Here is a 24815-nt window from a genome sequence, read left to right as displayed (position 1 = left end):
TTCTTTGTTTCAGGACTCTAAAGTGCACCATAAACAAAACCATGATTGAAATAGAATTACTTGAAAAATACGATGCAGTACGAAAGTGCTACAAAAAGTCAGAAATTATTTTTGAGATAGACCATCTGGCCACGCACTACTATCAAATTATTTCAGGAGCAGTAAAAATGAATAATTATAATGATGAAGGTCGGGAGTTTATTCAAGGTATTTTTTATGCGAATCAGAGTTTTGGCGAACCTCCTTTATTCTTAGACCGGACGTATCCTGCTAATGCCGAAGCAGTAGAAGATTCTGAATTACTCTGCATTTCGAAAAACAATTTTCTGAAATTAATCACTGAAAACCCTGCGATTTCTATTAATATAATCGAAATTTTAGCACAGCGGCTGCATTATAAATCGGTTATGGCAGCTGAGATTTCGACTCATGATTCTGAGCACCGACTTCTACAACTTTTTGATTATTCTATTAGCTATTTAAATTTCAAAAAAGATAATAATGGCTACGCTATAGATTTGACGCGACAACAAATTGGGAACTTAACGGGACTTCGGGTAGAAACCGTTATTCGAACCATTAAAACATTAGAAAAAAAGGGAGAATTAAAAATTATCAATCGAAAAGTATATCGCTAATTGTGACCTTATGACCTATGTCATAAATAAGTGAATTGAAGTGGTGGTAAATTTGTCACAACAAAAAAATCCAATTATCATGACACTATACAAAAACACATTAACCGGTTTTAATACAAACTTTTTTGGTTTCGCTACATTAATTATTATTGGGCAAAGTTGCTTGGGTTCGATTGCCGCCATGAACATTCTTACAAATGGAACAAGTGTACTACAAATGATGCAACTAGCTGTTGTTGTTTTGATTTGTATGCTTGTAAACACATCAATTCTAGCACAAATGACTCACAAAACGATACTAAACTTAACTATTAGCAGCGTATTTTTAAGTGTTGTATTAATTTTTCTAAACGTTATTATTCTCTAATGAAAAAACCAATTGAAAACCGAGAAGACCTCTCACTATTAGTTCATACTTTTTACGATAAAATAAGAGCAGATGAAGAAATTGCTTTTTATTTTAATGATATGATTCAAAACTGGGACGAGCATCTAGAAAAACTAACTGATTTTTGGGAGATGAATCTTTTTGGCGGTAAAATGTACAAAGGTGACCCGTTGAAAGCTCACGTAAAAGTTGACGAACATTTTGGCGGAAAAATAGGCCCGAACGAATTTGGAATCTGGTTAAATTACTGGTCACAAACTCTAGATGAACTATTTGAAGGTGAAAATGCGGATATTTTGAAACGTAGAGCGAGGAAAATGGGAACTTTTATCTATATGGGAATGTTTAATAGCAGGACGAAAGAATAGTTTTTTGTTCCACAGAGATGGACAAAGAAAAAACACAAAGATGTGCTAAATCACTTGATTTTTTTTTAATCCTCAATAAAAAAATCTCTTTCAATTGAGTCTATTTTACTCCCATATTCTAAATGACAATATATAAAATTATCGATGTCGTCAAAATAACTAATCAATTCTTCTTTTAATAATTTCGTTTCTTTATTTGATATCGTATTATGATAAGAGGACCATTTCCAATCTCTAAAATCTTTAACTAAGTTATGTTTCTGTGCATTGGTATTAATATAACAAGCTAATTCTCTTAAATAATTTTCGTCTTCTACTCTAACGCGTTTAAATGGGGTTTGAAAAAGGGTTCCAATTCTGTTTTGCTCTTTGTTAAAAGCCATTGCATAACTTTGAAAAAACTTTCTAAATTGATGACTTACGATATCGTGTGTAGTTTTTTGTTGATTTGACAACTTTTCAGTTGTTAGATTTGACAACTTTTTGAAAGTTGTCAAATCTGCCAAATTATTAACTTTTATCATAAAATGAAAATGATTCCCTAGCAAATTATAGGCATAAATTTTTACATAATCAGACAGGTATTTATCGAACTGACGAATAAAATAAGCGTAATTCTCATTAGATGTAAACATCGGTTTTCGATCTACTGTTCTATTATAAACATGATAAATTCCATCGTTCTCAAATCGGGTGTAATAATCTTCCTTTTTTGCCATGTTTTGGGGTTTTATCTGTGTATATTTTTAGATTTGACAACTCAGATTTGACAACTTTTAAAAAGTTGTCAAATCTCGTCAAATCTTCTCGAAAGCATAAACAAGCCCAAAACCTTCAATTTCCTCATAAAACAAATCAAAATCCTGAACTACGCCCTCAAAATGAAGTACAGCCTTTGCTTTTGTATCTTCTAAGCTAAATGGCGTGACTTTAATATGGTCTTTAAAGCTGATTCCTTTTTCGTTTCTAATTTTAAAAATGGCTTCTTTGGCTCCCCAAATCACAGTCAGCTTTTTAATATAGCTTTCTAAATCATTTTTATCTAAATACCCAAACTCTTCATCGACAAACTTATCAGCAATACGGATGATTTTTTCGCGCTGCAATTCGATATCAATTCCTACTGTTTCATCACTCACAATAATGGCTGAAAAATTATGGGAATGGGTGATGGAAATGTATTTATCGTCTGTTAGATGTGGTTTCCCAAATTCATCATAATACAAATCAAAATCAGTATAACCGGCAGTTTGCAATAATTTACGCACACTTAGAAAACCACGTTGATGCATTTCTGACTTCATTCCTTCAAGACGAATACAGTTTTTGTCGTTTAATTGTACTTCGTTGTTTAATTGCTCGAAGGATTCGGTGATTTTCCAAACAAAAATTTGTGTTGTAGAACTAAAGTGTATCGTTTTGTATAAAGGCATGATATGTAATTGATTTCATAGCCCCGATGGAAACGGCATCCTTTTTATCTTGCAAATAGTTTCTGGTTACCAAAACAAGTTCCAGATAAAAAGATATAGTGAACAGCGGGATTAGCTCCTGAAAATGAAGCTAAAGGGTATTTTAATTATTATTTTACTGATTTTTAAAAGATTACACTATTAAACAATTCATAAATATAAGTGAATCCTTTTTAAATCATAAGTTATTCCGTAAATTTGCAAAAAAATACAATACAAATATACTATAAATGAGTACTACAACTATGCCTTTTGTGGCTTTCAAAGTAAAAGATATCTCTCTAGCAGCCTGGGGAAGAAAAGAAATTGAATTAGCAGAAGCTGAAATGCCAGGTTTAATGGCGCTTCGTTCTGAATATAAAGACGAACAACCACTTGCTGGTTCTCGTATTGCTGGATGTTTACACATGACGATCCAAACTGCAGTTTTAATCGAGACTTTAATCGCTCTTGGTGCTGAAGTTACTTGGTCTTCTTGTAATATTTTCTCAACTCAAGATCAAGCTGCTGCTGCTATGGCTGCTGCTGGAATTCAAGTTTACGCTTGGAAAGGGTTGAACGAAGTTGATTTTGACTGGTGTATTGAGCAAACATTATTCTTTGGTGAAGATAGAAAACCATTGAACATGATTCTTGATGACGGTGGAGATTTGACTAACATGGTTATTGACCGTTACCCAGAATTAGTTGCTGGAATTAAAGGTTTGTCTGAAGAGACTACAACTGGAGTTCATAGACTTTACGAAAGAGTAAAAGCTGGAACTTTACCTATGCCTGCTATCAATGTTAATGACTCGGTTACTAAATCGAAATTTGACAACAAATACGGTTGTAAAGAATCTGCAGTTGATGCAGTTCGTCGTGCAACTGATATTATGCTTGCTGGTAAAAGAGTTGTTGTATGTGGATACGGTGACGTAGGAAAAGGTACTGCTGCTTCTTTTAGAGGTGCTGGATCTATTGTTACAGTTACTGAAATCGATCCTATTTGTGCTTTACAAGCTGCAATGGACGGTTTTGAAGTTAAAAAATTAAACACTGTTGTTGGAAATGCTGATATCATCATCACAACAACTGGAAATAAAGATATCGTTCTTGGATCTCACTTTGAGCAAATGAAAGATAAAACTATCGTTTGTAACATAGGACATTTTGATAACGAAATTGCAGTTGCTTGGTTAAACACGAACCACGGAGCTTCTAAAGTAGAAATCAAACCACAGGTTGATAAATATACTATCGATGGTAAAGATATCATCCTTTTGGCTGAAGGTCGTTTAGTAAACCTTGGTTGTGCTACAGGTCACCCAAGTTTTGTAATGAGTAACTCATTTACTAACCAGACTTTGGCTCAAATCGAATTATGGAAAAACAGCGCAAATTACGATAATGACGTTTACATGTTACCAAAACACCTTGATGAGAAAGTTGCAATGTTGCACCTTGCTAAATTAGGAGTTGAATTGGAGACTTTACGTGATGATCAAGCGGCATACATTGGAGTTCCAGTAGATGGACCATTCAAACCAGAATATTACAGATACTAAATGATTGTAGATTAGCGATTGCTGATTTATGATTTTAGATATTTAAAAACCCTTGCTGCGAAGCGAGGGTTTTTTGTTTTTGGGCGAGACCCTTCAGGTCGGGCTATTCGCTGTATCTTTTATAAAAGTCGCGATAAATATCGGGACTTTCATAAAAGGATGCCGCTACTATCCCTCTCGCGCATATCGACAAACACAATTCAATTTTCATGCATAAACACACTGCAGAGCGTCTCTACTTCTTAAGTATATAAAACCGATTGCTAATTATAGTATATTTGATAGAATTACAATCAAAAAAACCAGTTTTGCATCTTATGAAAAACTATACATTCTTTTTACTATTATTGCTAACCGCGCAAATTTCGGCTCAAGACAATAATCGAAACGACTATCAGCAACAAGAATTTAAGTTGGCGCAAAATTCACTTGAGAATCATGACTATCTGGTCGCCATAAGAGGGTTTACAATAGCACATAAGATAAACCCAAAATCAGAAACTGCCCAAATTGCTTTAAAAAAAGCAGACTCTATAAAAACTATTTTGAGGAAGGATAAAATTAATAGTTTAACAGGCAATTGGAAATGGATTTCTAAAGACGGGAATTGGGCTATCCGAGACGACGGCTTAGTTGGAAAAATGATAACCATCAATACAGAAGAGATCTTGTTTTTTGAATTGTATCGTAATTCAAAAAAATGGGAATTAGCAAAAACTGAAAAAATTAATTTTTCCGAAAATCCCGAATCCTATTCTTTTGCAGATATTTTATACTCAAATAACGACGTTTGGGAGTACACTATTAACAAAGATTCAGGTGAATTAACAGCATTTTACATTGGAGAAAAAATAGAAGATAATTATACTCAATTGGTTTGTGGCAATCCAGTATTTTATTATTTTAAATTGCAATAAGAATCAATCTAGTCAAGGACGAAACTCAAGCTTATACGACATGCCTTGTCACACAAATTAAAACTACCACATACCTACCGATATGTATAAACGCATAGCAGCACATGTATGCAACGCGTGTATCTTCAATCATGCATGTATCAACGCTAATTCACAGCAAACCCAATCACTCCCACCCATTCCTCCTCTACGTTAATGAGAACTGAGTAAGAAAACAAAAAAACCCAATCTTTTCAGATTGGGTTTTTTAATAAATTGTTTACATCAATTATGCTTCAACTTCAAATGGAAGTATTGAAACGTATGATTTGTTATCTCTTTTCTTTTGGAAGTGTACAACTCCATCTACTCTTGCGTGTAGTGCGTGATCTTTACTGATGTAACCATTTTTTGTTAGATAGCCATTTACTTGTAGTCAAGATTAAGATCCCTTTTTTTATCGTTTAAACCGATTACTTTAACTAACTTACATACTGGTTTTCAGAATGATAAACGCATATGATTAAATAAACACGAGTTAAGTATTTTTCTGATAATTAAAAATCTCGCTAATTTGTCTATAACCGTTGCTAACACTTCTTATAATGAAAACACAAAATGTCAGTCAAAAATTAATCAGTGCCCATCTTATTTCGGGCGAGATGATTCCCGGAACTGAAATCGGGTTAAAAATTGATCAAGTATTACTGCAAGATGCTACTGGTACATTAGTCATGCTGGAATTGGAAGCTTTTAATCTAAAAAAAGCCAAACCGGAAATTGCCGTTCAGTATGTCGATCACAACCTACTTCAAACGGATTACAAGAATATGGACGACCACCTGTTCCTGCAATCGGCGGCAGCACGTTTTGGATTCTGGTTCAGCAGAACTGGAAACGGGATTAGTCATGTTGTGCACATGGAACGATTTGGCAGACCAGGCAAAACACTTTTGGGTTCCGACAGCCATACGCCAGCAGGAGGCGGCATTGGAATGCTAGCCATTGGAACAGGCGGTTTAGATGTTGCTCTTGCAGCTGCGGGCGAACCGTATTATGTTAAAATGCCCAAAATTATGGGTATTAAACTAATTGGAAAATTACCTGACTGGGTGAGTGCCAAAGATGTTGTTTTAGAAATGCTTCGCAGATACGATGTGACTGGCGGACGCGGTTATATATTGGAATATTATGGTCCCGGTCTAAAAACATTAAGCGCCTGGGATCGTCACGTCATCGCTAATATGGGTACAGAGCTAGGTGCAACAACCTCTGTCTTTCCATCAGATGAGATTACTCGTGAATTCCTTAAACAAGAAGAGAGAGAAGACCAATGGATAAATCTGGAAGCTGATTCGGGCGCTACCTACGACAAAGAAATAGAAATCAATTTATCTGCTGTAGAGCCCTTGATTGCACTTCCCGGAAGTCCAGGCGATGTCGTTACTGTTAGAGAAGTCAGCGGGCTTACCGTAAACCAAGTCGTTATTGGTTCATCTGCAAATCCGGGATTACGTGATTTTTGGATCGTCTCCCAAATTGTAAAAGGGAAAGCTGTTTCCCCTGAGATTTCCTTCGATGTCAATCCTTCGTCACGACAAGTATTGGAAAATTTGATGGAAATGGGAGCTCTAGGACCTTTGATTGCTGCCGGCGCACGTCTTCACCAATCTGGCTGCATGGGATGCATCGGAATGGGACAAGCTCCCGCCACCAACACCATTAGCCTTAGAACAATGCCTCGTAATTTTCCAGGACGCTCCGGCACATTAGACGATAAAATATATTTATGTAGCCCCGAAACAGCGGCAGCAGCGGCATTGACGGGAAAAATAACCGATCCAAGAGATCTCGAAACCATATTGAACATCTCCTATCCGCAATGGAAAGAGCCCGCTAAAATTAAGATAATAAAAGAGATGCTAATCGACCCTAATGGCGGCACTACTGAATTGATAAAAGGGCCAAACATCAAAACTCTCCCTTTATTTGACGAACTCCCCGATACGCTGGAAGTTCCTATTCTATTGAAAATGGGAGATGATATTTCTACCGATGGTATTCTAAAAGCGGGAGCAGAAGTATTGCCATTACGCTCTAACATACCTGAAATAAGCAAATACTCCTATTATGCCATAGATCCAACTTTCTATGATCGAGCCATTGAAAACCAAAAAGAATACGAAGGTTATTGTGTTATAGCGGGCGATAATTTTGCTCAAGGGTCAAGCAGGGAACATGCTGCTTTAGCACCCAAATATCTCGGTCAAAAATTTTCCATAGCCAAATCGTATGCTCGTATCGGCTGGCAGAACTTGATTAACTTTGGTATTATTCCGTTTGAATTTAAGAATGCTGCAGACTGGAACAAACTGGAACAGGGTGATATTTTACGCATAGAAGGCCTGAAAGCGGCAATCAAAAATAACGATTCTATAACCGCGACTGTAGCTGGCAAAGACATTAAAATCATACTCACCTATACTATCAGCGAAAGACAAGCTGAAATCATCTTAAAAGGCGGGGTTATAAATTTAGTAAAACATAAGTGATTTGTCAAACAAGCATTTTTTAACCTTTTTTGATTAATCAATCCGTATTATTTATAAAACAGAAAACCCGTTCCGAAATAAATCGGGACGGGTTTTTTAATAAATTGATTAAATCAATTATGCTTCAACTTCAAATGGAAGTATTGAAACGTATGATTTGTTATCTCTTTTCTTTTGGAAGTGTACAACTCCATCTACTCTTGCGTGTAGTGTGTGATCTTTACTGATGTAAACATTTGCACCTGGATTGTGTTTTGAACCTCTTTGTCTTACGATGATGTTCCCTGCAATAGCAGCTTGTCCACCAAAAATCTTAACACCTAAACGTTTTGATTCTGATTCTCTACCATTCTTGGAACTACCGACACCTTTCTTGTGAGCCATGACGTATTAGTTTAATATTGTTATTATTCTTTAGTATCTTCTTTTTTAGCTTTAGGAGCTTTTTTTACTTTAGCAGCCGGAGCTTCTTCAGTACTTGCTTCTACCGCTGCTTTCTTAGGAGCTGCTTCTTTTTTAGGAGCCGCTTTATTAGCACCTGATGCAGTAATACCTTCAATTACAATTTGAGTAAGATATTGTCTGTGACCATTTCTCTTTTTGTACCCTTTTCTTCTTTTCTTTTTGAAAATGATAACTTTATCTCCTTTTAAGTGTTGTAACACTTTAGCTTCTACTGAAGCACCTTCTATAGCGGGGGCGCCTATTGTGATTACGCCATTGTCGTCTAACAAATAAACTTTGTCGAAAGAAACTGTAGTTCCTTCTTCATTTGCCAAACGGTGAACGTAAACCTTTAGGTCTTTGCTTACTTTGAATTGTTGCCCTGCTATCTCTACGATTGCATACATACCAAATTGATTTATTGATTTTTAAGGTTGCAAATATACAAATTAATTTTTATTGTGCAATCCCTTAAAAGTTAAAATATGATTTCTTTGCTTTTTACCATGTTTTCAGGGGTTTGCCTTTCCAAAATCCCAATCATTTTCCTAAAAAAACAGAATACTGGACATACATCATTAAAAAAAGGTATTTTTGAAGTTACAATAATTTGTATTTTCATCCACTGAAAATGCATTTTTATTAATCTTTATGAAAAAATCAATAATGGGATTAACTAATGCCCTTCTCCTTGGCGGAGTCGCTACTGCTCAAAAAATAGTTTTTGAAGAATACGATCTGGACAATGGTATGCATGTTATTCTGCACCATGATGCTACTGCACCTGTCGTAATAACCTCCGTGATGTATCATGTAGGATCTAAAGATGAAAACCCAGACAAAACTGGTTTTGCCCACTTTTTCGAACACCTACTATTTGAAGGGACTAAGAACATCAAAAGAGGCGAATGGTTTAAAATTGTAAGTTCTAATGGCGGAATTAACAATGCCAATACTTCTGATGATCGTACCTATTACTATGAAGTATTCCCTTCCAATAATTTAGAACTAGCTATTTGGATGGAATCTGAAAGACTAATGCATCCTGTAATCAATCAAATTGGGGTCGATACCCAAAACGGGGTTATTAAAGAAGAGAAAAACTCACGTTACGACAACCAGCCTTACGGCAAAATTTTACCTATTGTTAAGGAAAACATGTTTAAAAACCATCCGTATCGTTGGTCAACTATCGGTTCAATGGAGCATTTAGACACAGCCACCTTAGAAGATTTTAAAGCGTTTCACCAAAAATTCTACACCCCTAATAATGCTGTATTAGTAGTTGCTGGAGATTTCGAAAAAAATCAAACAAAAGAATGGATAGAGAAATATTTTGGCCCAATAGCAAAAGGCGAAGTCTTTAAAAGACAAACGCATGTTGAAGAACCAATAACACAAACGATTAAAGCGACGTACGAAGATCCTAACATTCAAATTCCGATGGTGGTCGCATCGTATAGAACACCGTCCATGAAAACGAGAGACGCTCGCGTATTGGACTTTATATCATCGTATTTAAGTGATGGGAAAAGTTCAAAATTATATAAAAAGATTGTAGACGAAAAAAAGATAGCCTTGCAAATAGGCGCCGTAGGTTTTAGTCAGGAAGATTACGGAATGTATATTCTATATGGCTTACCGATGGGAACACATACTACCGAAGATTTGCTACATGAAATTGACGAGGAAATCGTAAAAATCCAAACGGATTTGATCTCTGAGAAAGATTATCAGAAATTACAAAATCAGTTTGAGAACCAATATGTGAACAACAACTCGAACGTAGAAGGGATTGCTGAGAATCTGGCAAAGTATTATTTGCTATATGGAGACATCAATTTAATAAATACTGAGATTGATCTTTACCACTCTATTAGCAGAGAAGAAATCAGGGAAGTGGCAAAAAAATATCTAAACCCGAATCAGAGATTGATCTTGGATTACGTCCCTACTATAGAAACAGCTCTCAATTAACGCCTTCGTAACTACGAAAAAACAAGTATTCTATTCATCCTATTATTTGTAACAGGAATTATGCAAGCAGAAAATTACACCCAACCCAAGCCTGGAAAACCACCAGTTGTAAATCTTAAAAAACCACAGACATTTTTCTTAGCCAATGGGCTAAAAGTAATGGTTGTGGAAAATCATAAATTACCCCGTGTCACTTTTAACCTGACTATAGACAATCCTCCTTTTGCAGAACACAGTAAAAAGGGAGTAGACGAACTTTGCAGCAACTTAATAGGAAACGGAAACATCAAAATCACAAAAGATGATTTTAATGAAGAAGTAGATTTCTTAGGAGCAAACATTGGCTTTAACTCACACGGCGCTTATGCTAGTGCCCTTTCTAAATATTCTGGTCGCGTACTGCAACTATTAACTTACGGCGCGCTGTATCCTAATTTTACTCAGGAAGAATTTGATAAAGAAAAAGCAAAGTTGCTAGAAGGCATAAAGGCACAGGAAAAAAACGTTCCCGCAATTGCGAGTAGAGTTGTTAACGCTTTAGCCTTTGGGATAAATCACCCTGCAGGAGAATACACAACCGAAGAAACGCTTAACAATGTCACCCTCGACGATGTAAAGGCGAATTATGCTGCTCATTTCGCACCAGAAAATGCCTATTTAGTAATTATTGGAGACATCAAATACAAAGAGGTAAAACCCATTGTTGAAAAACTTTTTGGATCCTGGGAAAAGGCAAGCACGCCTCAAGTAAATTATGATGCCCCGCAAAATGCTCCATTCACACAAATTAATTTTGTAGACGTTCCAAATGCTGTTCAGTCCGAGGTCTCATTGGTTAATACCATTGATTTAAAAATGGGAGATAAAGACTTTTTCCCAGCAGTTATCGCCGCCTACATACTTGGAGGAGACTTTAACAGCTACTTAAATATGAACTTGAGAGAAGAACACGGCTGGACTTACGGTGCTACTACTAATATAGGAGCAGGGAAATATGTTTCGAAATTAAAATCGACCTCATCAATAAGAAGCACGGCAACCGATAGCGCTGTGGTAGAATTCATAAAAGAAACAAAAAGAATCAGAACCGAAAAAGTATCTGAAGAGCTATTAAAAGATGTGAAAGCGGGATATATTGGGCGTTTTGTGATGCAAGTGGAAAAACCATCGGCTATTGCACGATATGCCTTAAATGTAGAAACTGAAGAACTAACTCCTGACTTTTACGAAAACTATATTAAAACAATAAATGCAGTAACGGCAGATGACGTTTTGAATGCAGCCAATAAATATTTCCTGATCGACAATACCCGAATTATAATCGCAGGAAAAGCTGCGGATATTATTCCTGGATTAGAAAAACTAAATATCCCATTATTTTATTTCAATAAATTTGGCCAACCAACAGAAAAACCTGCGATAAAATAAAAATAACTTCAGCAAACTGTAATTATTACAAAGGCTCTCCATCAAATTTACTGATGGAAAGCCTTTTTTTTTATTGGTTTGACAAACAAATACAACCAAAAATTATTCAACATTAAACAAAAGAGACGTAAATTCTTATAAAAAAAGTTGTTTTTAATGTAACAATACAATCAACAATACGACCTATAGATTAAATTAACCTATTAACACCTATGAAAAAATCAATAATGGCATTAAGCGCCACACTTTTGCTTGGCGGAGCCGTTTCTGCACAAAAAGTGTCTTTCGAAGAATACAATTTAGACAATGGTCTACATGTTATTTTACAAAATGACCCTTCAGCCCCAGTTGTGATAACATCAGTAATGTATCACGTAGGCGCCAAAAATGAAAATCCAGAAAGAACTGGTTTTGCTCACTTTTTTGAACATTTATTATTTGAAGGTACTGAGAACATCAAGCGCGGAGAGTGGTTTAAAATTGTTACCGGAAACGGAGGGACAAATAACGCCAATACGACCGAAGACCGCACGTACTATTACGAAGTGTTTCCTTCTAACAATCTTGAATTAGGATTATGGATGGAATCTGAAAGAATGCTGCATCCTGTAATCAACCAAATTGGTGTAGACACCCAAAATGAGGTTGTAAAAGAGGAAAAAAGATTGCGTTATGACAACAGCCCTTATGGACAAATGATTCCAGAGGTAAAGAAAAAAATGTTCACAAACCATCCATATCGCTGGACGACTATTGGTTCGATGGATCATTTAGACGCCGCAAAATTGGAGGAATTCAAAGACTTCAACAAGAAATTCTACGTCCCGAACAACGCAGTCCTTGTAGTAGCAGGAGACTTTAACGCAGCTCAAACAAAAGAATGGATCCAAAAATACTTTGGCGCCATAAAAAAAGGAGCTGCAATTGAAAGAGAAACTTTCGTAGAGGCACCAATTACCGAAACCATCAAGGCAAGATTTGAGGACACAAACATTCAAATCCCAATGGTTGTTGCGGCATACAGAACTCCATCAATGAAAACCCGTGATGCTAGAGTTTTAGATTTTATCTCAACAATATTAAGTGACGGTAAAAGCTCTAGATTATACAAAAAAATAGTGGACGACAAAAAAATGGCCTTGCAAATTGGTGCATTTAGTTACAGTCAAGAAGATTACGGAACGTATATCCTTTATGGTTTACCTCAAGCACCAAGCACATCTGAGAACATACTTACTGAAATTGATTCTGAAATTGTAAAACTACAGACCGAATTAATTTCTGACAAGGAATTGCAAAAACTTCAAAACAAGTATGAGAATCAATACGTAAACAGTAACGCTACTATCGAAGGGGTTGCAGATAATCTTGCTACTTTTTACATGCTTTACAAAGACGTAAACTTAATCAATACTGAAATTGAGATGTACCGCACCATTACTCCGGAAGAGATTAGAACTGTTGCTAAAAAATATCTAAATCCTAACCAACGATTAGTATTAGATTATGTTCCATCATCAGACAAAGCCAAAAAATAATTCAGAACTATCATGAAAAAAACAATATATATACTATCAAGTCTATTTTTGACTTTAGCGTTACAGGGACAAATAATCCCGCAACCAACGCCTGCAGCTCCTCCTACAATTAAGATTGGTAAATCCAATAATTTTGTACTTAAGAACGGACTAAAAGTAATGGTCGTAGAAAATCACAAACTACCTAGAGTCGCCTATAGACTTAGCTTAGACAACATGCCTTATGCTGAAGGAGACAAAAAAGGAGTAGCAGATATTACAGGTATGCTTATTGGAAGTGGAACTACTAAAACATCAAAAGATGCCTTTAATGAAGAAATTGATTTCTTAGGCGCAAATATAAATTTTGATTCAAATGGCGCTTCTGGTAGCGGATTGTCTAAATACTCTGGAAGAATATTAGAATTAATGGCTGATGGCGCATTAAACACTGTATTCACTGCTGAAGAATTTGACAAAATAAAAGCAAAGCTTTTAGAAGGAATAAAAACACAAGAAAAAAGCGTTACTGCTGTTGCAGGACGAGTTGAAGATGTATTGGCTTTTGGAGTAAATCATCCTTCAGGAGAGTTTTTAAGCGCAGAAACCATTAACAAAGTTACTTTAATGGATGCCGTTGCAAACTACAAAACTAATTTTGTTCCTGGAAATGCGTACCTAGTTGTTGTAGGTGATGTCAATACGAAAGACGTAAAAAAAATGGTTGAAAAACTTTTTGGTTCTTGGGCTAAAGGTATAGCTCCTCAGGTTACATATCCTGATCCTAAAAACGTGCAGCAAACTCAGATTGATTTTGTAGATATGCCAAACGCTGTTCAGTCTGAAATCGCAGTGGTAAATACAATCAATTTAAAAATTACCGATAAACAATATTTTGCTGCAATCTTGGCAAATCAAATTCTTGGTGGTGGCGGAGAAGGTAGATTGTTTTTGAACTTACGTGAAAAACACGGTTGGACATACGGAGCTTACTCTAATGTAGGATTCGGTAAATACGTAGAGAAATTTCGTTCTTCAACGTCAGTAAGAAATGCAGTGACTGATAGTTCTGTAGTCGAAATTTTAAGCGAATTAAAAAAAATCAGAACTGAATTAGTATCTGCTGATGATTTAAAAAATGCAAAAGCAAAATACATAGGTAACTTCGTAATGCAAATCCAAAAACCAGCTACAGTAGCTCGTTATGCTTTAAATACGGAGACACAAAATCTACCTGCTGATTTTTACGAAAATTATATTAAAAATATAAATGCAGTAACAGTAGAAGATATTAAAAGCGTAGCAAACCGCTTTTTCCTAGCGGACAACATCAGAATAGTAGTTGTGGGTAAAGGATCTGAAGTAGCTCCTGCATTGGAGAAACTAAAAATACCTATGTTTTATTTTGATAAATACGGAACGGCCATTGAAAAACCAGTTTTCAAAAAAGACATGCCAGCAGGTGTAACCATTAAAAGTGTCTTAGACAACTACATTGTTGCTATAGGTGGAGAAAAAGCTGTAAAAGCTGTAAAAACAATCTCTATGGTAGGCTCAACAGTAATACCTCAAGCTCCATCACCTTTAACTTTTACTTCAAAAGCGGATGCAAAAGGCAAATTAAATGTCGAGCTAGCAATGGGAACCATGAGCATAATGAAACAAGTGGTTAATGAAACTAGCGCTTATGTACTACAACAAGGACAACGAAAAAACTTTGAAGGAGCTGAGTTAGCCGAAATGAAAAATAGTGCAATCTTATTCGAAGAATTACTATTGGCTAAAAAAGACGGTGTAACACTTACTGGTATCGAAACCATTAACGGTAAAGATACTTACGCCATTAAAGACGGTAAAACCACACTCTATTATGATGTGACTAGCGGTTTAAAACTAGCTGACTCAAAAACAATGGATCAAGGAGGTAAGTCTATTACTCAAGTAACCAATTTTGGAGATTATAGAGAAGTTAAAGGAGTGAAAGTCCCTTTTAACATCATCCAGAACGTAGGCTTTGAATTAGACATCAAAATAGCTGACGTAAAAATCAACGAAGGAGTTACGGATGCCGATTTTAAATAATCAAATCCTGAAATAAACAATAAAGGCTGTCTTAAACGACAGCCTTTGTTATTTTACAAAACAGCCAGTTTATATCGAATATTACTTTTTAGCAGATAAGTAAACTCCAATCAAGATTATAAAAGCACCAAAAAACTGTACCGGAGTTAGCATTTCATTATCTAATAGTCCCCAGAAGAAGGCAACTACCGGAATCAAATACGTTACCGAAGTGGCAAAAACAGGCGATGACATCTGTATTAGTTTAAAGAAAAGAATATTCGCAATTCCAGTTCCCAGAACCCCCAAAATAACTATGAATACAACTGCCTGTTGTACTTTCTCAACATGCACAACATCTGAAAAACCGCTGAAATATAATATTGCCAAAGACGGAAACAACAGCACTAGGAAATTTCCCGTTGTAATACTAAGCGGACTCAAGTCTGACAAAAATCGTTTGATTAGGTTGACATTAATAGCATAACAAACCGAAGCGATAATCACTAAAATAGCATAATAGTAATTCTGATCCGGATGATTCATTGCTCCATTGAAAACCAACAGTAAACTTCCAATAAGTCCTATAAAAACACCCCAAACTTGTCTTCTTTCAAAACTTACCCCAAAAACCAGCGCACCCAAAATCAAGGTGTTTAAAGGCGTCAAAGAGTTTAAAATAGAACTTACAGAGCTATCAATTTCCGTTTGTGCCAAAGCAAAAAGAAATGCAGGTACAAATGTCCCGAACATGGAAGTCATCGCAATGAATTTCCATTTTTCTTTCGGAATTTTTGACAAACTTTTAAAACCAATTACCAATAAAAAAATCGCAGCAAAAATGATTCGTAAGGAACCAACTTGCAAAGCGGATAATCCAATTAATCCTTTTTTTATTAAAATAAATGAGCTTCCCCAAATTAAGGCAAGTCCTATTAAATAAATCCATTTTAATTGTTTCGATTCCATAATTGCTAGTTTACCCCAAAATTGTAATAATTTTATGAATTACCTCTTCTTTTTTAAGTAATTTTGTTTTCGTTAAAAAAAACGTTTAAAACACTTAAAATCAAATCATAATGAATATTAAAAAATCAATTGCTGTTATAGCATTAGCTGGTCTTTTGTTTGTAAGCTGCAAAAAAAACACTGAGGAAGCTCCAAAAGAAACTGCAAAAACAGAAACAGAAGCTCCAAAAGTAAAAAAAGTAATCGCTGCCGAAAATGTACAAACTGCCAACTTTTCTGTCGAAGGAATGGTCTGCGCAGTAGGTTGTGCCAAAACAATTCAGGAAGAATTAACGGAACTTGACGGAGTACAAACCGCAACAGTGGATTTTGACACAAAATTAGCAACAGTAACTTTTGATAAAACAGTACAAACACCTGAAAGCTTAACTAAAGTCGTGCAAGCTACAGGTGACGGAAAAACCTACACTGTTTCGAATATTAAATCGTAAGCAAACGACTTTCTTGCATAAAAAAAGCTTCTCAATGAGAAGCTTTTTTTATGCAAGAAAGTCATTTTATAACAACCCTTACTTCTTGATTGCTTTTCTTAGAACAAAGACCATCAAAGACAAAAACACAATTGCTACTATGACAAAAAAATAATTGATCAAGTAATACGTATCTCCAATATTTACTGTTAAAAAAAAGTCATTCAAATAAAAGTAAAGTAGTACAAGACCTAAAATAGAAAGCGCAATTACCTTTGTTTTCATATCCATTTAAAATTTCAACTTACTTCCACTTTAAGGTTTCCATCAAACGCTGCATATCATTTTTAATATAACTTGCCGCAGGCATAATCGAATCAAAATTGGGTTTGGCATAAAAATAAACTGAACCGGTAACAAAGTGCTTCGTACTATCGGTTGCATAAAATTGTGAATTAGTTGCTGCATTTCCATCGACTTGATAAAACATACCATACACTTTTTTGGAAGAATTCAAAAAAGGCTGCTCTAGTATGTCATCGGCTTTTATAACGTGCTCATAAGTTAATTTCTGAGCATCTCTCAACAAGGCATTGATATCATTATTTACAGGCTTATAAGTCAAATAAATGGTCGCTTTCATTTTTGGATACGTTATTGTAAATCCGCAATCTTTTTCTCCTTTTATAACCGCTTCTGAATTCATTTCGAAAGTAAACGGACATTCATTTTCAAAATTAGCATAAGTCGCAACTGGATAATCTAAGCGCAAATAACTTGCAGGTTTAGGAAAAACATCCTCTTTGCAACTAGAAAACAGGAACAATCCCATAAAAACAATCGCAACTACTATACTCGAAAAATATTTTTTATTATCCCGTTTCAAATTAAACATCAACCGTTACTTTTATCTGTTTTATACGTTTCTTATCCACTGTCTCAATTGTGAACAGGCAATTTTCATAAGAGATTTTTTGCCCTTTCATTGGGAAGTTTCCTGATATTTCAAGAATAAATCCCGCCAAAGTTTCAGCTTCCCCTTTTTTTACCTCAAAAACTTCTTCGTTAACATCAATAATTCTATAGAAATCTTTCAGATTTATTTTACCCTCAAAAAGATAGTTTTTTTCATCAATTTTAGTAAAATTGACATTGTCATCATCAAATTCATCACTGATATCTCCAACAATTTCTTCAATTACATCTTCTAGAGAAACTAAACCGGAGGTTCCTCCGTATTCATCTACTACAATAGCAAGATGACTTTTCATTCTTTGAAAATCTTTTAGTAGGTTATCCAGTTTCTTATTCTCCGGAATAAAAAACGGCTCTCTTATTAAGGTGTTCCATTCAAAATCTTTCTCATCAAGATGGCGCAATAAATCCTTAACAAACAAAACACCTTCTATCTGGTCAATATTGTCTCTATAAACAGGAATTCTTGAATATCCTTTTTCGATAATTTTAGAATAGATCTCAGAAAATGATTCTGTTATTTCCAAAGCAAAAACATCAATCCTCGGACTCATAACCTGCTTCGTATCTGTATTACCAAAAGTCACGATTCCCATCAAAATCTTCTGCTCTTCTAAAGAAGTTTCATCTGACGAAGTAAGTTCTAAAGCTTGCGACAGCTGATCAACTGAAAAATTTGTTTTTTGTTTCCCTAGTTTATTGTGTAAATAAATGGTTGTTTCCCGCATAGGAACACTAATAGGCGAAAGCAATTTATCTAATATTGAAATTGGGTACGCAATCATTTTAGCAAACTTAATATTGTTTCGGCTAGCATATACTTTAGGCAGCACTTCGCCAAACAACAAAAGTAAAAAGGTAACCACGATTACTTCGACGGTAAACTTTAAAGCTGGTGAACTAATCGCAGCGAACAAATTTTTTCCAATAAATGAGAATAAAATTACCACTCCGATATTGATGAAATTATTAGCCACAAGAAGAGTCGCCAAAAGTTTTTTGGGCCTATCTATAAGATCGGCAAGAATTCTTCCTTTGGAATCATTCCCTTGTATTGTTTCGTCAATGTCTTTTTGCGACAAAGAAAACAAGGCTACTTCGGCCCCGGAAACTAATGCAGAGCAAAGAAGCAATACAAATATTCCGGTAAAACCATACACTAGATCTGTATCTAATGTATATGCGAAATTTAAACTGGGCTCTGGGTCCAAATTAAAAAAGATTAGTTAAACAATCAGAATGGCAAATCATTGATAGGCAAGCCATTATTTTGTGGGTCAAAGTTAGTGTTTTTTACGGATTCCGGGCTGTCAATTTGTTTGTTGTTTTCGCTAGCTTTCTTGGTGGACAAAAAAGTAAACTCCGTAACTTGAATTTCAGTGGTATGTTTTGTCGTTCCGTCCTCTGTCTGCCATTGGCGTGACTTAATCCGTCCCTCGACATATATTTTATCCCCTTTCGATAAATGTTTTTCACAAATTTCCGCCGCTTTATTGCGCACCACTAAGTTATGCCACTCCGTAGAAGTGATTTTTTCGTTGGTGGTTTTGTTAATATAGACTTCGTTGGTGGCCAATTGGAATCTACCAATGCAGTTTCCTCCATCAAAATAATGCATTTTAATTTCATCTCCAAGGTGCCCAATCAGCATCACCTTATTTAACGTTCCGTTCATGGTATTTGGTGTGTATTTTACTCAAAGGTACATTTTTTACCTCTTTTAATTATTCCTTTTCAATAAAATTATGAATCACAATAGGGAATGGAAACGTCTTTAAAACCTCATTGTTTATTCCGTTTTCAACCGTTCCTTTTAGACTAACTTTCCAGAACTTTATATATAGGTGTTGATGTGATAATTTATGAATAATACTTTCTTCGTTATATCCTATAAAACTAACCACATCATTATCTTTAAAAAAGTTCTGCTGAACTTGTCCATAAACATATTCGTAGTCTTCCACCTTATCGGTCTCTATTACAGGAAATTCATATAAATTTTGCCAAATCCCCTTTGATGTTCTCTTTTGAATCACAGTATTTTCATTTTCATCCTCCACAACCAAGTAATTAAAGTAGCGATTTCGCACTTTCACCTTCTTAGACTTCACTGGAAGTTGATCAACTTTATTCTTCTGGAGCGCAGCACAGCTATCATTAAATACACAAATACTACAATTCGGACTTTTGGGAACACATTGCAAAGCACCAAATTCCATAATTGCCTGATTAAAAGTCGCAGGATTATCTTTTGGCATTAATTCGAAAGCTAACGCAGCAAATTCTTTTTTGGCAGAAGCCAAAGCAATATCAGTCTCTACATCAAAATAACGAGACAATACCCGAAACACGTTTCCGTCTACAACAGGCACAACCTCATTATAAGAAAAAGAAGCAATCGCGGCGGCAGTATATTCACCCACACCTTTTAATTTTAATAGCTCATTATAAGTAGGAGGAAAAACACCTGATAATTCCGAAGCCACATATTGAGCAGTTTTATGCAAGTTTCTAGCACGCGAGTAATACCCAAGTCCTTGCCAAAGCTTTAGCACTTCTTCTTCACTTGCTGCCGCAAGATCAAAAACAGTGGGAAATGCAGTCGTAAATGCCAAAAAATAAGGCGTTCCTTGAGCAACACGAGTCTGCTGAAGCATGATTTCGGAGAGCCAAATTGGGTATGGATTTGTAGTGCTTCGCCAGGGTAAATCTCTTTTATTCTGTAAATACCACTTTATAAGCAAGTTAGAAAATTTCATTATTAAATATTTGTTAGCAAAAGTAAAAGTTTATGTGATTAAATTTTAATGAATTAGCTTGAATAATTGTTTTTTAAATTCATATATTTGCACACTAAAAAAAATGATTACAATATAATAAATAAGGAAAGAAAATGACGAAAGCAGATATCGTAGCAAAAATTTCAGAAAAATTAGGTCTTGAAAAAGGTGATGTGCAAGCAACAGTAGAGACTTTTATGAATGAAGTTAAAAATTCATTAGAAACTGGAGACAATGTTTATTTAAGAGGTTTCGGAAGTTTTATAGTGAAAACTAGAGCTGAAAAAACTGGAAGAAATATTTCCAAAAATACAACAATAAAAATTCCTGCACATAACATACCTGCATTCAAACCTGCAAAAGTTTTTGTTGAAGGAGTAAAGATCAATAACGAAGCAAAATAAAATATTAATTAATCATAAAATCGACAAGATATGCCAAGTGGTAAAAAAAGAAAGAGACATAAGGTAGCAACTCACAAACGTAAAAAAAGAGCGAGAGCTAACCGTCACAAAAAGAAAAAGTAGTTTTTAACTACTTTTTCCTTTTTAAAAGTTCATTGAAATTGAAAATTAGTCCTCAGTCCTCAAATTTAAGCATTCAGTATACTGATTACTTAAATTTGAGGACTGCTAGCTAGTTTTCCCCGGGTTCAATACCTGTTAAAATTATTGTTTAATCCATCCTTACAATTCAGTTATGAGTTATGAGTTATGAGTTATGAGTTGCAAAACTGAAAACTGAAAACCGAAAACTGAAAACTAAAAAGTTCGGATAAAAATTTACAACGTGAATAAAGAATTAATCATTCGATCTAGTTCTGATTTTGTAGATTTTGCCTTATTAAAAGATGGAAAACTAATTGAATTACACAAGGAAGAAGAAAAAAGCAACTTTCAAGTAGGTGATATTTTTATCGCCAAAATACGAAAACCAGTTGCAGGTCTTAATGCTGCTTTTGTAAATGTAGGCTTCGAAAAAGATGCTTTTTTACATTATCATGACTTAGGTCCAAATTTAGCTTCCCAACTGAAATTCATAAAACTTGTAAGCGCAGGTAAAATAAAAGATTTCTCCCTAAAAAACTTCCAGTTTGATAAAGAGATAGACAAAGACGGTATTATTACAGATGTAATAAATGCTAATCAATCTATCTTAGTACAAGTTGTAAAAGAACCAATATCTACCAAAGGTCCAAGAATAAGCGCTGAGCTTTCTCTTGCCGGAAGATTTATTGTTTTAGTTCCGTTTTCTGACCGTGTTTCTATTTCTCAAAAAATAGAAGACAAGAAAGAAAAAGACAGACTAAAAAAACTTGTACAATCTATCAAGCCAAAAGGATTTGGTGTTATTGTTCGTACAGTAGCAGAAGGCAAAAATACAGCCGAATTAGAAAAAGACATGCAGAACCTGCTTAGCAGATGGGATGCAATGTGTAAAAAATTACCGACCGCTCATCATCCGTCAAAAATTTTAGGAGAACTCAACAGAGCTTCCTCTATTTTAAGAGACGTTTTTAATGATACTTTCACTAGTATTCAAATTGATGATGAAGAGTTGTACAACCAAACGAAGGATTATTTGCAAGAAATTGCACCTTCAAAACAATCAATTGTTAAGTTTTATCAATCAAATGATACGCCCATTTTTGAGAAATACAACATAGAGAGACAAATCAAGACTTCATTCGGGAAAACAGTGTCCATGAGTAAAGGTGCTTACCTTATTATCGAACATACTGAAGCTTTGCACGTCATTGACGTAAACAGCGGAAACCGTTCTAATAAAGCATCTAACCAGGAAGATACTGCCATGGAAGTCAATATGATTGCAGCTGCTGAAATCGCTAGACAATTGCGTCTACGTGATATGGGTGGTATTATCGTAATTGATTTTATCGACTTGTCTAATCCTGAAAACCGTAAAATATTGTTCGACTTCTTGAGAGAAGAAATGAACGATGATAAAGCGAAACACAAGATCTTACCTCCTAGTAAATTTGGACTTGTCCAGATTACAAGACAAAGAGTAAGACCTGAAGTAAACATTAAAACTAGAGAAGAAGATCCAAACGATGTGAATGGCGAAATTGAAGCGCCAATTTTAATCATTGACCGAATCAATTCTGATTTAGAAGGAATATTAAAAACCAACAAAGACGTTGTACTTAACGTACATCCATTTGTGGCAGCATACCTTACAAAAGGTTTTCCATCATTACGTTCAAAATGGTTTTTTGAACATAAAAAGTGGGTAAAAATCATACCGCGTGACGCTTACACGTATTTAGAATATCATTTCTACGACAAAACGGGAAATGTTATAAAAGAATAAATCAGAAACTCCTCAAGAAATTGAGGAGTTTTTTTTCGCCTTTTTTTAAGCAAATAATTGTCTTTTTTAGGAGCTAATCCGGCTATACGCTACAATCTTTTTATCCTGAATTTAGTACAGAGTTCTGAACTAAATTCAGGATAAAAAGGATTTTCACTACTATCCGGGCTAAGGGATTTGTCTTATAACAACACTCATAGCTGAGCACTTACTGGATCTTTTGCAATAAATTTTTATAAATTAGCAAATGACAACACCCAAAACAAGAAACACCACATACAATGACAAATCTAAAAGAGCGACTGTTTGTGCAAAATAAAAGACTAGTCATCATCGTCATTACAACAGTAATTCTATTACTGATCCCTTTAATAGCGATGCAGTTTACGCCGGAAGTAAACTGGAATCTGGCTGATTTTGTCATAGCGGGAATACTACTCCTCGGCACAAGCCTCCTATGCGAATTTGTATTAAGAAAGATTTCCAAAACCAGTTACCGTATCGTCATCTGTTTAGTTTTGCTGATAATTCTAGCCCTCATTTGGACAGAACTTGCCGCTGGTATTTTCGACTCACCAATTAGCGGGACGTAGAAATTAGAATACCTATAGTCCTGTATAATAGCCACAAAATTTATAAAATATTTATTTGTTCCATTTAAAAAAACAAATAATATAGATGGTGTAGAGAGAAACATCGCTCTTATAAGTTATCAAAATGGAAACCAGTTTACCTAGCGACAAGAATACAATTTACCACACCAATCTTTTTCCTTAGACAAAGTTTAGCAAAAACCAAATCTACTTTACATATCTAAAGACTGCTTAGAGCATCATTTACATCACCGTTTATTTACTATATTAGCCGACTGACCGCACGACAAAACCCAATACAAGGTTACCTAGAGTATCTCGTACTAAAGTTATTTTGTTGCTCCAGATAAAAATCAATACCATGAACTATTTTGTGTTTTTTCTAGGAGTCATACTTCTTCTTGTTACCGCCACTGATTTAATCAATACGTCCCTATCTGTTCGTGGAGCAGGTTTTATCTCAAAACGATTATCTAAATTTATCTGGAGTATCCTGCTAGTCATTAATAAAAAAATGGGACGCAGAAAAGTACTAGAAATTGGCGGAGCCGTCATTTTGGTTTCCATTTTGATTAACTGGCTGCTACTAATATGGATTTCTGCAAGCCTATTGTTCATCAGTCAACCCGATTCTCTGATGAATGTCGAGACCAACACTTCCACGACCGTAGTAAATAAAATATTTTTCACTGGTTATACTTTATCCACTTTGGGATTAGGAGACATAGAACCCGAAGGAAACTTCTGGGATATTCTTACCGCTATACTTTCATTTACCGGACTGATACTAATTTCAATCGCTATTACTTATTTAATTCCAGTCGTTTCAGCTGAAATAACAAAAAGAAAAATAAGTGTATATATCAATACGCTTGGCGGTTCTGTAGAAGAAATACTTTTGAATCATTGGAACGGAAAAGATTTTAAAGAATTAGAACAACCTTTTATCACCCTGATTGATTCTATCATTTTACACGCCCAAAATCATAAAGCATACTCTGTCTTGCACTTTTTTCACTCCTCAGACAAGAAAGAAGCCTTTGTCCTCAATATCACCAACCTCGATGAGGCGCTTACTGTTCTGCTCCACAGCATTCCTGTAGAGCAACGGCCTTCTTTCAATGTACTTATCAGATTGAGAAAAGCTATTTCTAGCTACCTGGTAACGCTACCGGCCACTTTTATAACTCCTGGAAAAAAAACGCCTCCTATATTAATTCTTACGGCCCTTGAAAATAAGGGAATAAAAATAATATCTGGTGACATGGTAGATTTAGAATATGAAAAACTAAGAACGAGACGCCGATTATTATTGTCTCTCCTTAAAGATGACGGATGGGAATGGACTGACCTTAATTGTGGAAGTTACAATCATGAAATAATAATGAATACAAACAATTAAACTG

Annotated in this window: 25 protein-coding genes and 1 pseudogene; 15 read left to right on the top strand and 11 right to left on the bottom strand. The window is 35.1% G+C overall.

Annotated features, from left to right (window positions below):
* The first annotated feature begins 41 nt into the window (after window positions 1-41).
* The 3 genes from BLV35_RS00305 to BLV35_RS00295 all read left to right on the top strand — a co-directional run bounded on the left by BLV35_RS00305 (window position 42) and on the right by BLV35_RS00295 (window position 1394).
* Window positions 42-638 (top strand): Crp/Fnr family transcriptional regulator, encoded by a 597-nt coding sequence (locus BLV35_RS00305; protein WP_091083008.1) that lies wholly within the window; start codon window positions 42-44, stop codon window positions 636-638.
* 79 nt (window positions 639-717) lie between these two features.
* Window positions 718-1005 carry a hypothetical protein gene (locus BLV35_RS00300; RefSeq protein WP_091083005.1) on the top strand — a complete coding sequence of 96 codons (288 nt, stop codon included), beginning with the start codon at window positions 718-720 and terminating at the stop codon, window positions 1003-1005.
* Window positions 1005-1394: a group III truncated hemoglobin gene (locus tag BLV35_RS00295; RefSeq protein WP_091083001.1), complete on the top strand. Its 390-nt coding sequence runs from the start codon at window positions 1005-1007 to the stop codon at window positions 1392-1394. The genes BLV35_RS00300 and BLV35_RS00295 overlap by 1 nt, the downstream gene beginning before the upstream one ends.
* Window positions 1395-1459: 65 nt before the next feature.
* On the opposite strand, the gene BLV35_RS00290 is transcribed toward BLV35_RS00295, so the two are convergent.
* Window positions 1460-2113 (bottom strand): transposase, encoded by a 654-nt coding sequence (locus BLV35_RS00290; protein ID WP_091082998.1) that lies wholly within the window; start codon window positions 2111-2113, stop codon window positions 1460-1462.
* 78 nt (window positions 2114-2191) lie between these two features.
* On the bottom strand, window positions 2192-2827 hold the full coding sequence (locus BLV35_RS00285) for a 4'-phosphopantetheinyl transferase family protein (protein ID WP_091082995.1): 636 nt from the start codon (window positions 2825-2827) through the stop codon (window positions 2192-2194).
* 269 nt (window positions 2828-3096) lie between these two features.
* On the opposite strand from BLV35_RS00285, the gene ahcY reads away from it, so the two are divergent.
* On the top strand, window positions 3097-4413 hold the full coding sequence (gene ahcY / locus BLV35_RS00280; RefSeq protein WP_091082992.1) for an adenosylhomocysteinase: 1317 nt from the start codon (window positions 3097-3099) through the stop codon (window positions 4411-4413).
* Window positions 4414-4730: 317 nt separating this feature from the next.
* Window positions 4731-5330: a hypothetical protein gene (locus BLV35_RS00275; protein WP_091082988.1), complete on the top strand. Its 600-nt coding sequence runs from the start codon at window positions 4731-4733 to the stop codon at window positions 5328-5330.
* A gap of 268 nt (window positions 5331-5598) precedes the next feature.
* On the opposite strand, the pseudogene BLV35_RS00270 reads toward BLV35_RS00275, so the two are convergent.
* Window positions 5599-5718 (bottom strand): annotated as a pseudogene (locus BLV35_RS00270) (50S ribosomal protein L27); the annotation flags it as partial.
* 196 nt (window positions 5719-5914) lie between these two features.
* On the opposite strand from BLV35_RS00270, the gene BLV35_RS00265 reads away from it, so the two are divergent.
* Window positions 5915-7861: an aconitate hydratase gene (locus tag BLV35_RS00265; RefSeq protein ID WP_091082984.1), complete on the top strand. Its 1947-nt coding sequence runs from the start codon at window positions 5915-5917 to the stop codon at window positions 7859-7861.
* Between the two features lie 117 nt (window positions 7862-7978).
* Here the strand turns inward: BLV35_RS00265 and rpmA are convergent, their stop codons facing one another.
* Both rpmA and rplU read right to left on the bottom strand, forming a co-directional pair.
* Window positions 7979-8245 (bottom strand): 50S ribosomal protein L27, encoded by a 267-nt coding sequence (gene rpmA / locus BLV35_RS00260; protein ID WP_091082981.1) that lies wholly within the window; start codon window positions 8243-8245, stop codon window positions 7979-7981.
* Window positions 8246-8268: 23 nt separating this feature from the next.
* Window positions 8269-8712: a 50S ribosomal protein L21 gene (gene rplU, locus BLV35_RS00255; RefSeq protein WP_091082978.1), complete on the bottom strand. Its 444-nt coding sequence runs from the start codon at window positions 8710-8712 to the stop codon at window positions 8269-8271.
* Window positions 8713-8956: 244 nt separating this feature from the next.
* On the opposite strand from rplU, the gene BLV35_RS00250 reads away from it, so the two are divergent.
* The 4 genes from BLV35_RS00250 to BLV35_RS00235 all read left to right on the top strand — a co-directional run bounded on the left by BLV35_RS00250 (window position 8957) and on the right by BLV35_RS00235 (window position 15309).
* Complete coding sequence (locus BLV35_RS00250) at window positions 8957-10282, top strand: M16 family metallopeptidase (RefSeq protein WP_091082975.1); 1326 nt, start codon at window positions 8957-8959, stop codon at window positions 10280-10282.
* 60 nt (window positions 10283-10342) lie between these two features.
* Window positions 10343-11710 carry a M16 family metallopeptidase gene (locus tag BLV35_RS00245; protein WP_091082972.1) on the top strand — a complete coding sequence of 456 codons (1368 nt, stop codon included), beginning with the start codon at window positions 10343-10345 and terminating at the stop codon, window positions 11708-11710.
* Between the two features lie 212 nt (window positions 11711-11922).
* On the top strand, window positions 11923-13248 hold the full coding sequence (locus BLV35_RS00240; RefSeq protein ID WP_091082968.1) for a M16 family metallopeptidase: 1326 nt from the start codon (window positions 11923-11925) through the stop codon (window positions 13246-13248).
* A 12-nt stretch (window positions 13249-13260) separates the two neighbouring features.
* Window positions 13261-15309: a M16 family metallopeptidase gene (locus BLV35_RS00235; RefSeq protein ID WP_091082965.1), complete on the top strand. Its 2049-nt coding sequence runs from the start codon at window positions 13261-13263 to the stop codon at window positions 15307-15309.
* Between the two features lie 81 nt (window positions 15310-15390).
* Here BLV35_RS00235 and BLV35_RS00230 read toward each other — a convergent pair whose 3' ends face one another.
* Entirely contained in the window at window positions 15391-16257 is an 867-nt protein-coding gene (locus BLV35_RS00230) for a DMT family transporter (RefSeq protein WP_091082961.1), read from the bottom strand.
* Between the two features lie 110 nt (window positions 16258-16367).
* Between BLV35_RS00230 and BLV35_RS00225 the strand changes: the two genes are divergently transcribed.
* Window positions 16368-16748, top strand: coding sequence for a heavy-metal-associated domain-containing protein (locus BLV35_RS00225; RefSeq protein ID WP_091082957.1), 381 nt, complete (start codon window positions 16368-16370; stop codon window positions 16746-16748).
* A gap of 78 nt (window positions 16749-16826) precedes the next feature.
* On the opposite strand, the gene BLV35_RS00220 is transcribed toward BLV35_RS00225, so the two are convergent.
* From BLV35_RS00220 to mutY, 5 genes are read right to left on the bottom strand one after another with little or no spacing between them, the layout of a single operon-like run.
* Window positions 16827-17012: a hypothetical protein gene (locus BLV35_RS00220; protein ID WP_143031822.1), complete on the bottom strand. Its 186-nt coding sequence runs from the start codon at window positions 17010-17012 to the stop codon at window positions 16827-16829.
* Window positions 17013-17031: 19 nt separating this feature from the next.
* Complete coding sequence (gene gldD, locus BLV35_RS00215; protein WP_245712003.1) at window positions 17032-17559, bottom strand: gliding motility lipoprotein GldD; 528 nt, start codon at window positions 17557-17559, stop codon at window positions 17032-17034.
* Window positions 17560-17614: 55 nt separating this feature from the next.
* Complete coding sequence (locus BLV35_RS00210) at window positions 17615-18913, bottom strand: gliding motility-associated protein GldE (protein WP_091082945.1); 1299 nt, start codon at window positions 18911-18913, stop codon at window positions 17615-17617.
* Window positions 18914-18936: 23 nt separating this feature from the next.
* Window positions 18937-19377, bottom strand: a complete 441-nt coding sequence (locus BLV35_RS00205) for a single-stranded DNA-binding protein (protein ID WP_091082942.1) — start codon at window positions 19375-19377, stop codon at window positions 18937-18939.
* 49 nt (window positions 19378-19426) lie between these two features.
* Window positions 19427-20461, bottom strand: coding sequence for an A/G-specific adenine glycosylase (mutY, locus tag BLV35_RS00200; RefSeq protein ID WP_091082939.1), 1035 nt, complete (start codon window positions 20459-20461; stop codon window positions 19427-19429).
* Between the two features lie 134 nt (window positions 20462-20595).
* On the opposite strand from mutY, the gene BLV35_RS00195 reads away from it, so the two are divergent.
* The 4 genes from BLV35_RS00195 (at window position 20596) to BLV35_RS00180 (ending at window position 24811) form a co-directional block, all read left to right on the top strand.
* Window positions 20596-20886: an HU family DNA-binding protein gene (locus BLV35_RS00195; protein ID WP_016989051.1), complete on the top strand. Its 291-nt coding sequence runs from the start codon at window positions 20596-20598 to the stop codon at window positions 20884-20886.
* Between the two features lie 385 nt (window positions 20887-21271).
* Window positions 21272-22816 carry an Rne/Rng family ribonuclease gene (locus tag BLV35_RS00190; protein WP_091082935.1) on the top strand — a complete coding sequence of 515 codons (1545 nt, stop codon included), beginning with the start codon at window positions 21272-21274 and terminating at the stop codon, window positions 22814-22816.
* Between the two features lie 281 nt (window positions 22817-23097).
* Window positions 23098-23409 carry a hypothetical protein gene (locus BLV35_RS00185; protein WP_245711988.1) on the top strand — a complete coding sequence of 104 codons (312 nt, stop codon included), beginning with the start codon at window positions 23098-23100 and terminating at the stop codon, window positions 23407-23409.
* Window positions 23410-23770: 361 nt separating this feature from the next.
* A complete protein-coding gene (locus tag BLV35_RS00180; protein WP_091082931.1) occupies window positions 23771-24811 on the top strand; it encodes a potassium channel family protein in 1041 nt (346 codons plus the stop codon).
* Window positions 24812-24815 lie beyond the last annotated feature (4 nt).

Origin of the sequence: Flavobacterium gillisiae, assembly GCF_900107635.1 — a bacterium.
Taxonomy (GTDB): Bacteria; Bacteroidota; Bacteroidia; order Flavobacteriales; family Flavobacteriaceae; genus Flavobacterium; species Flavobacterium gillisiae.
This window is presented reverse-complemented; position numbering and strand designations above follow the sequence as displayed.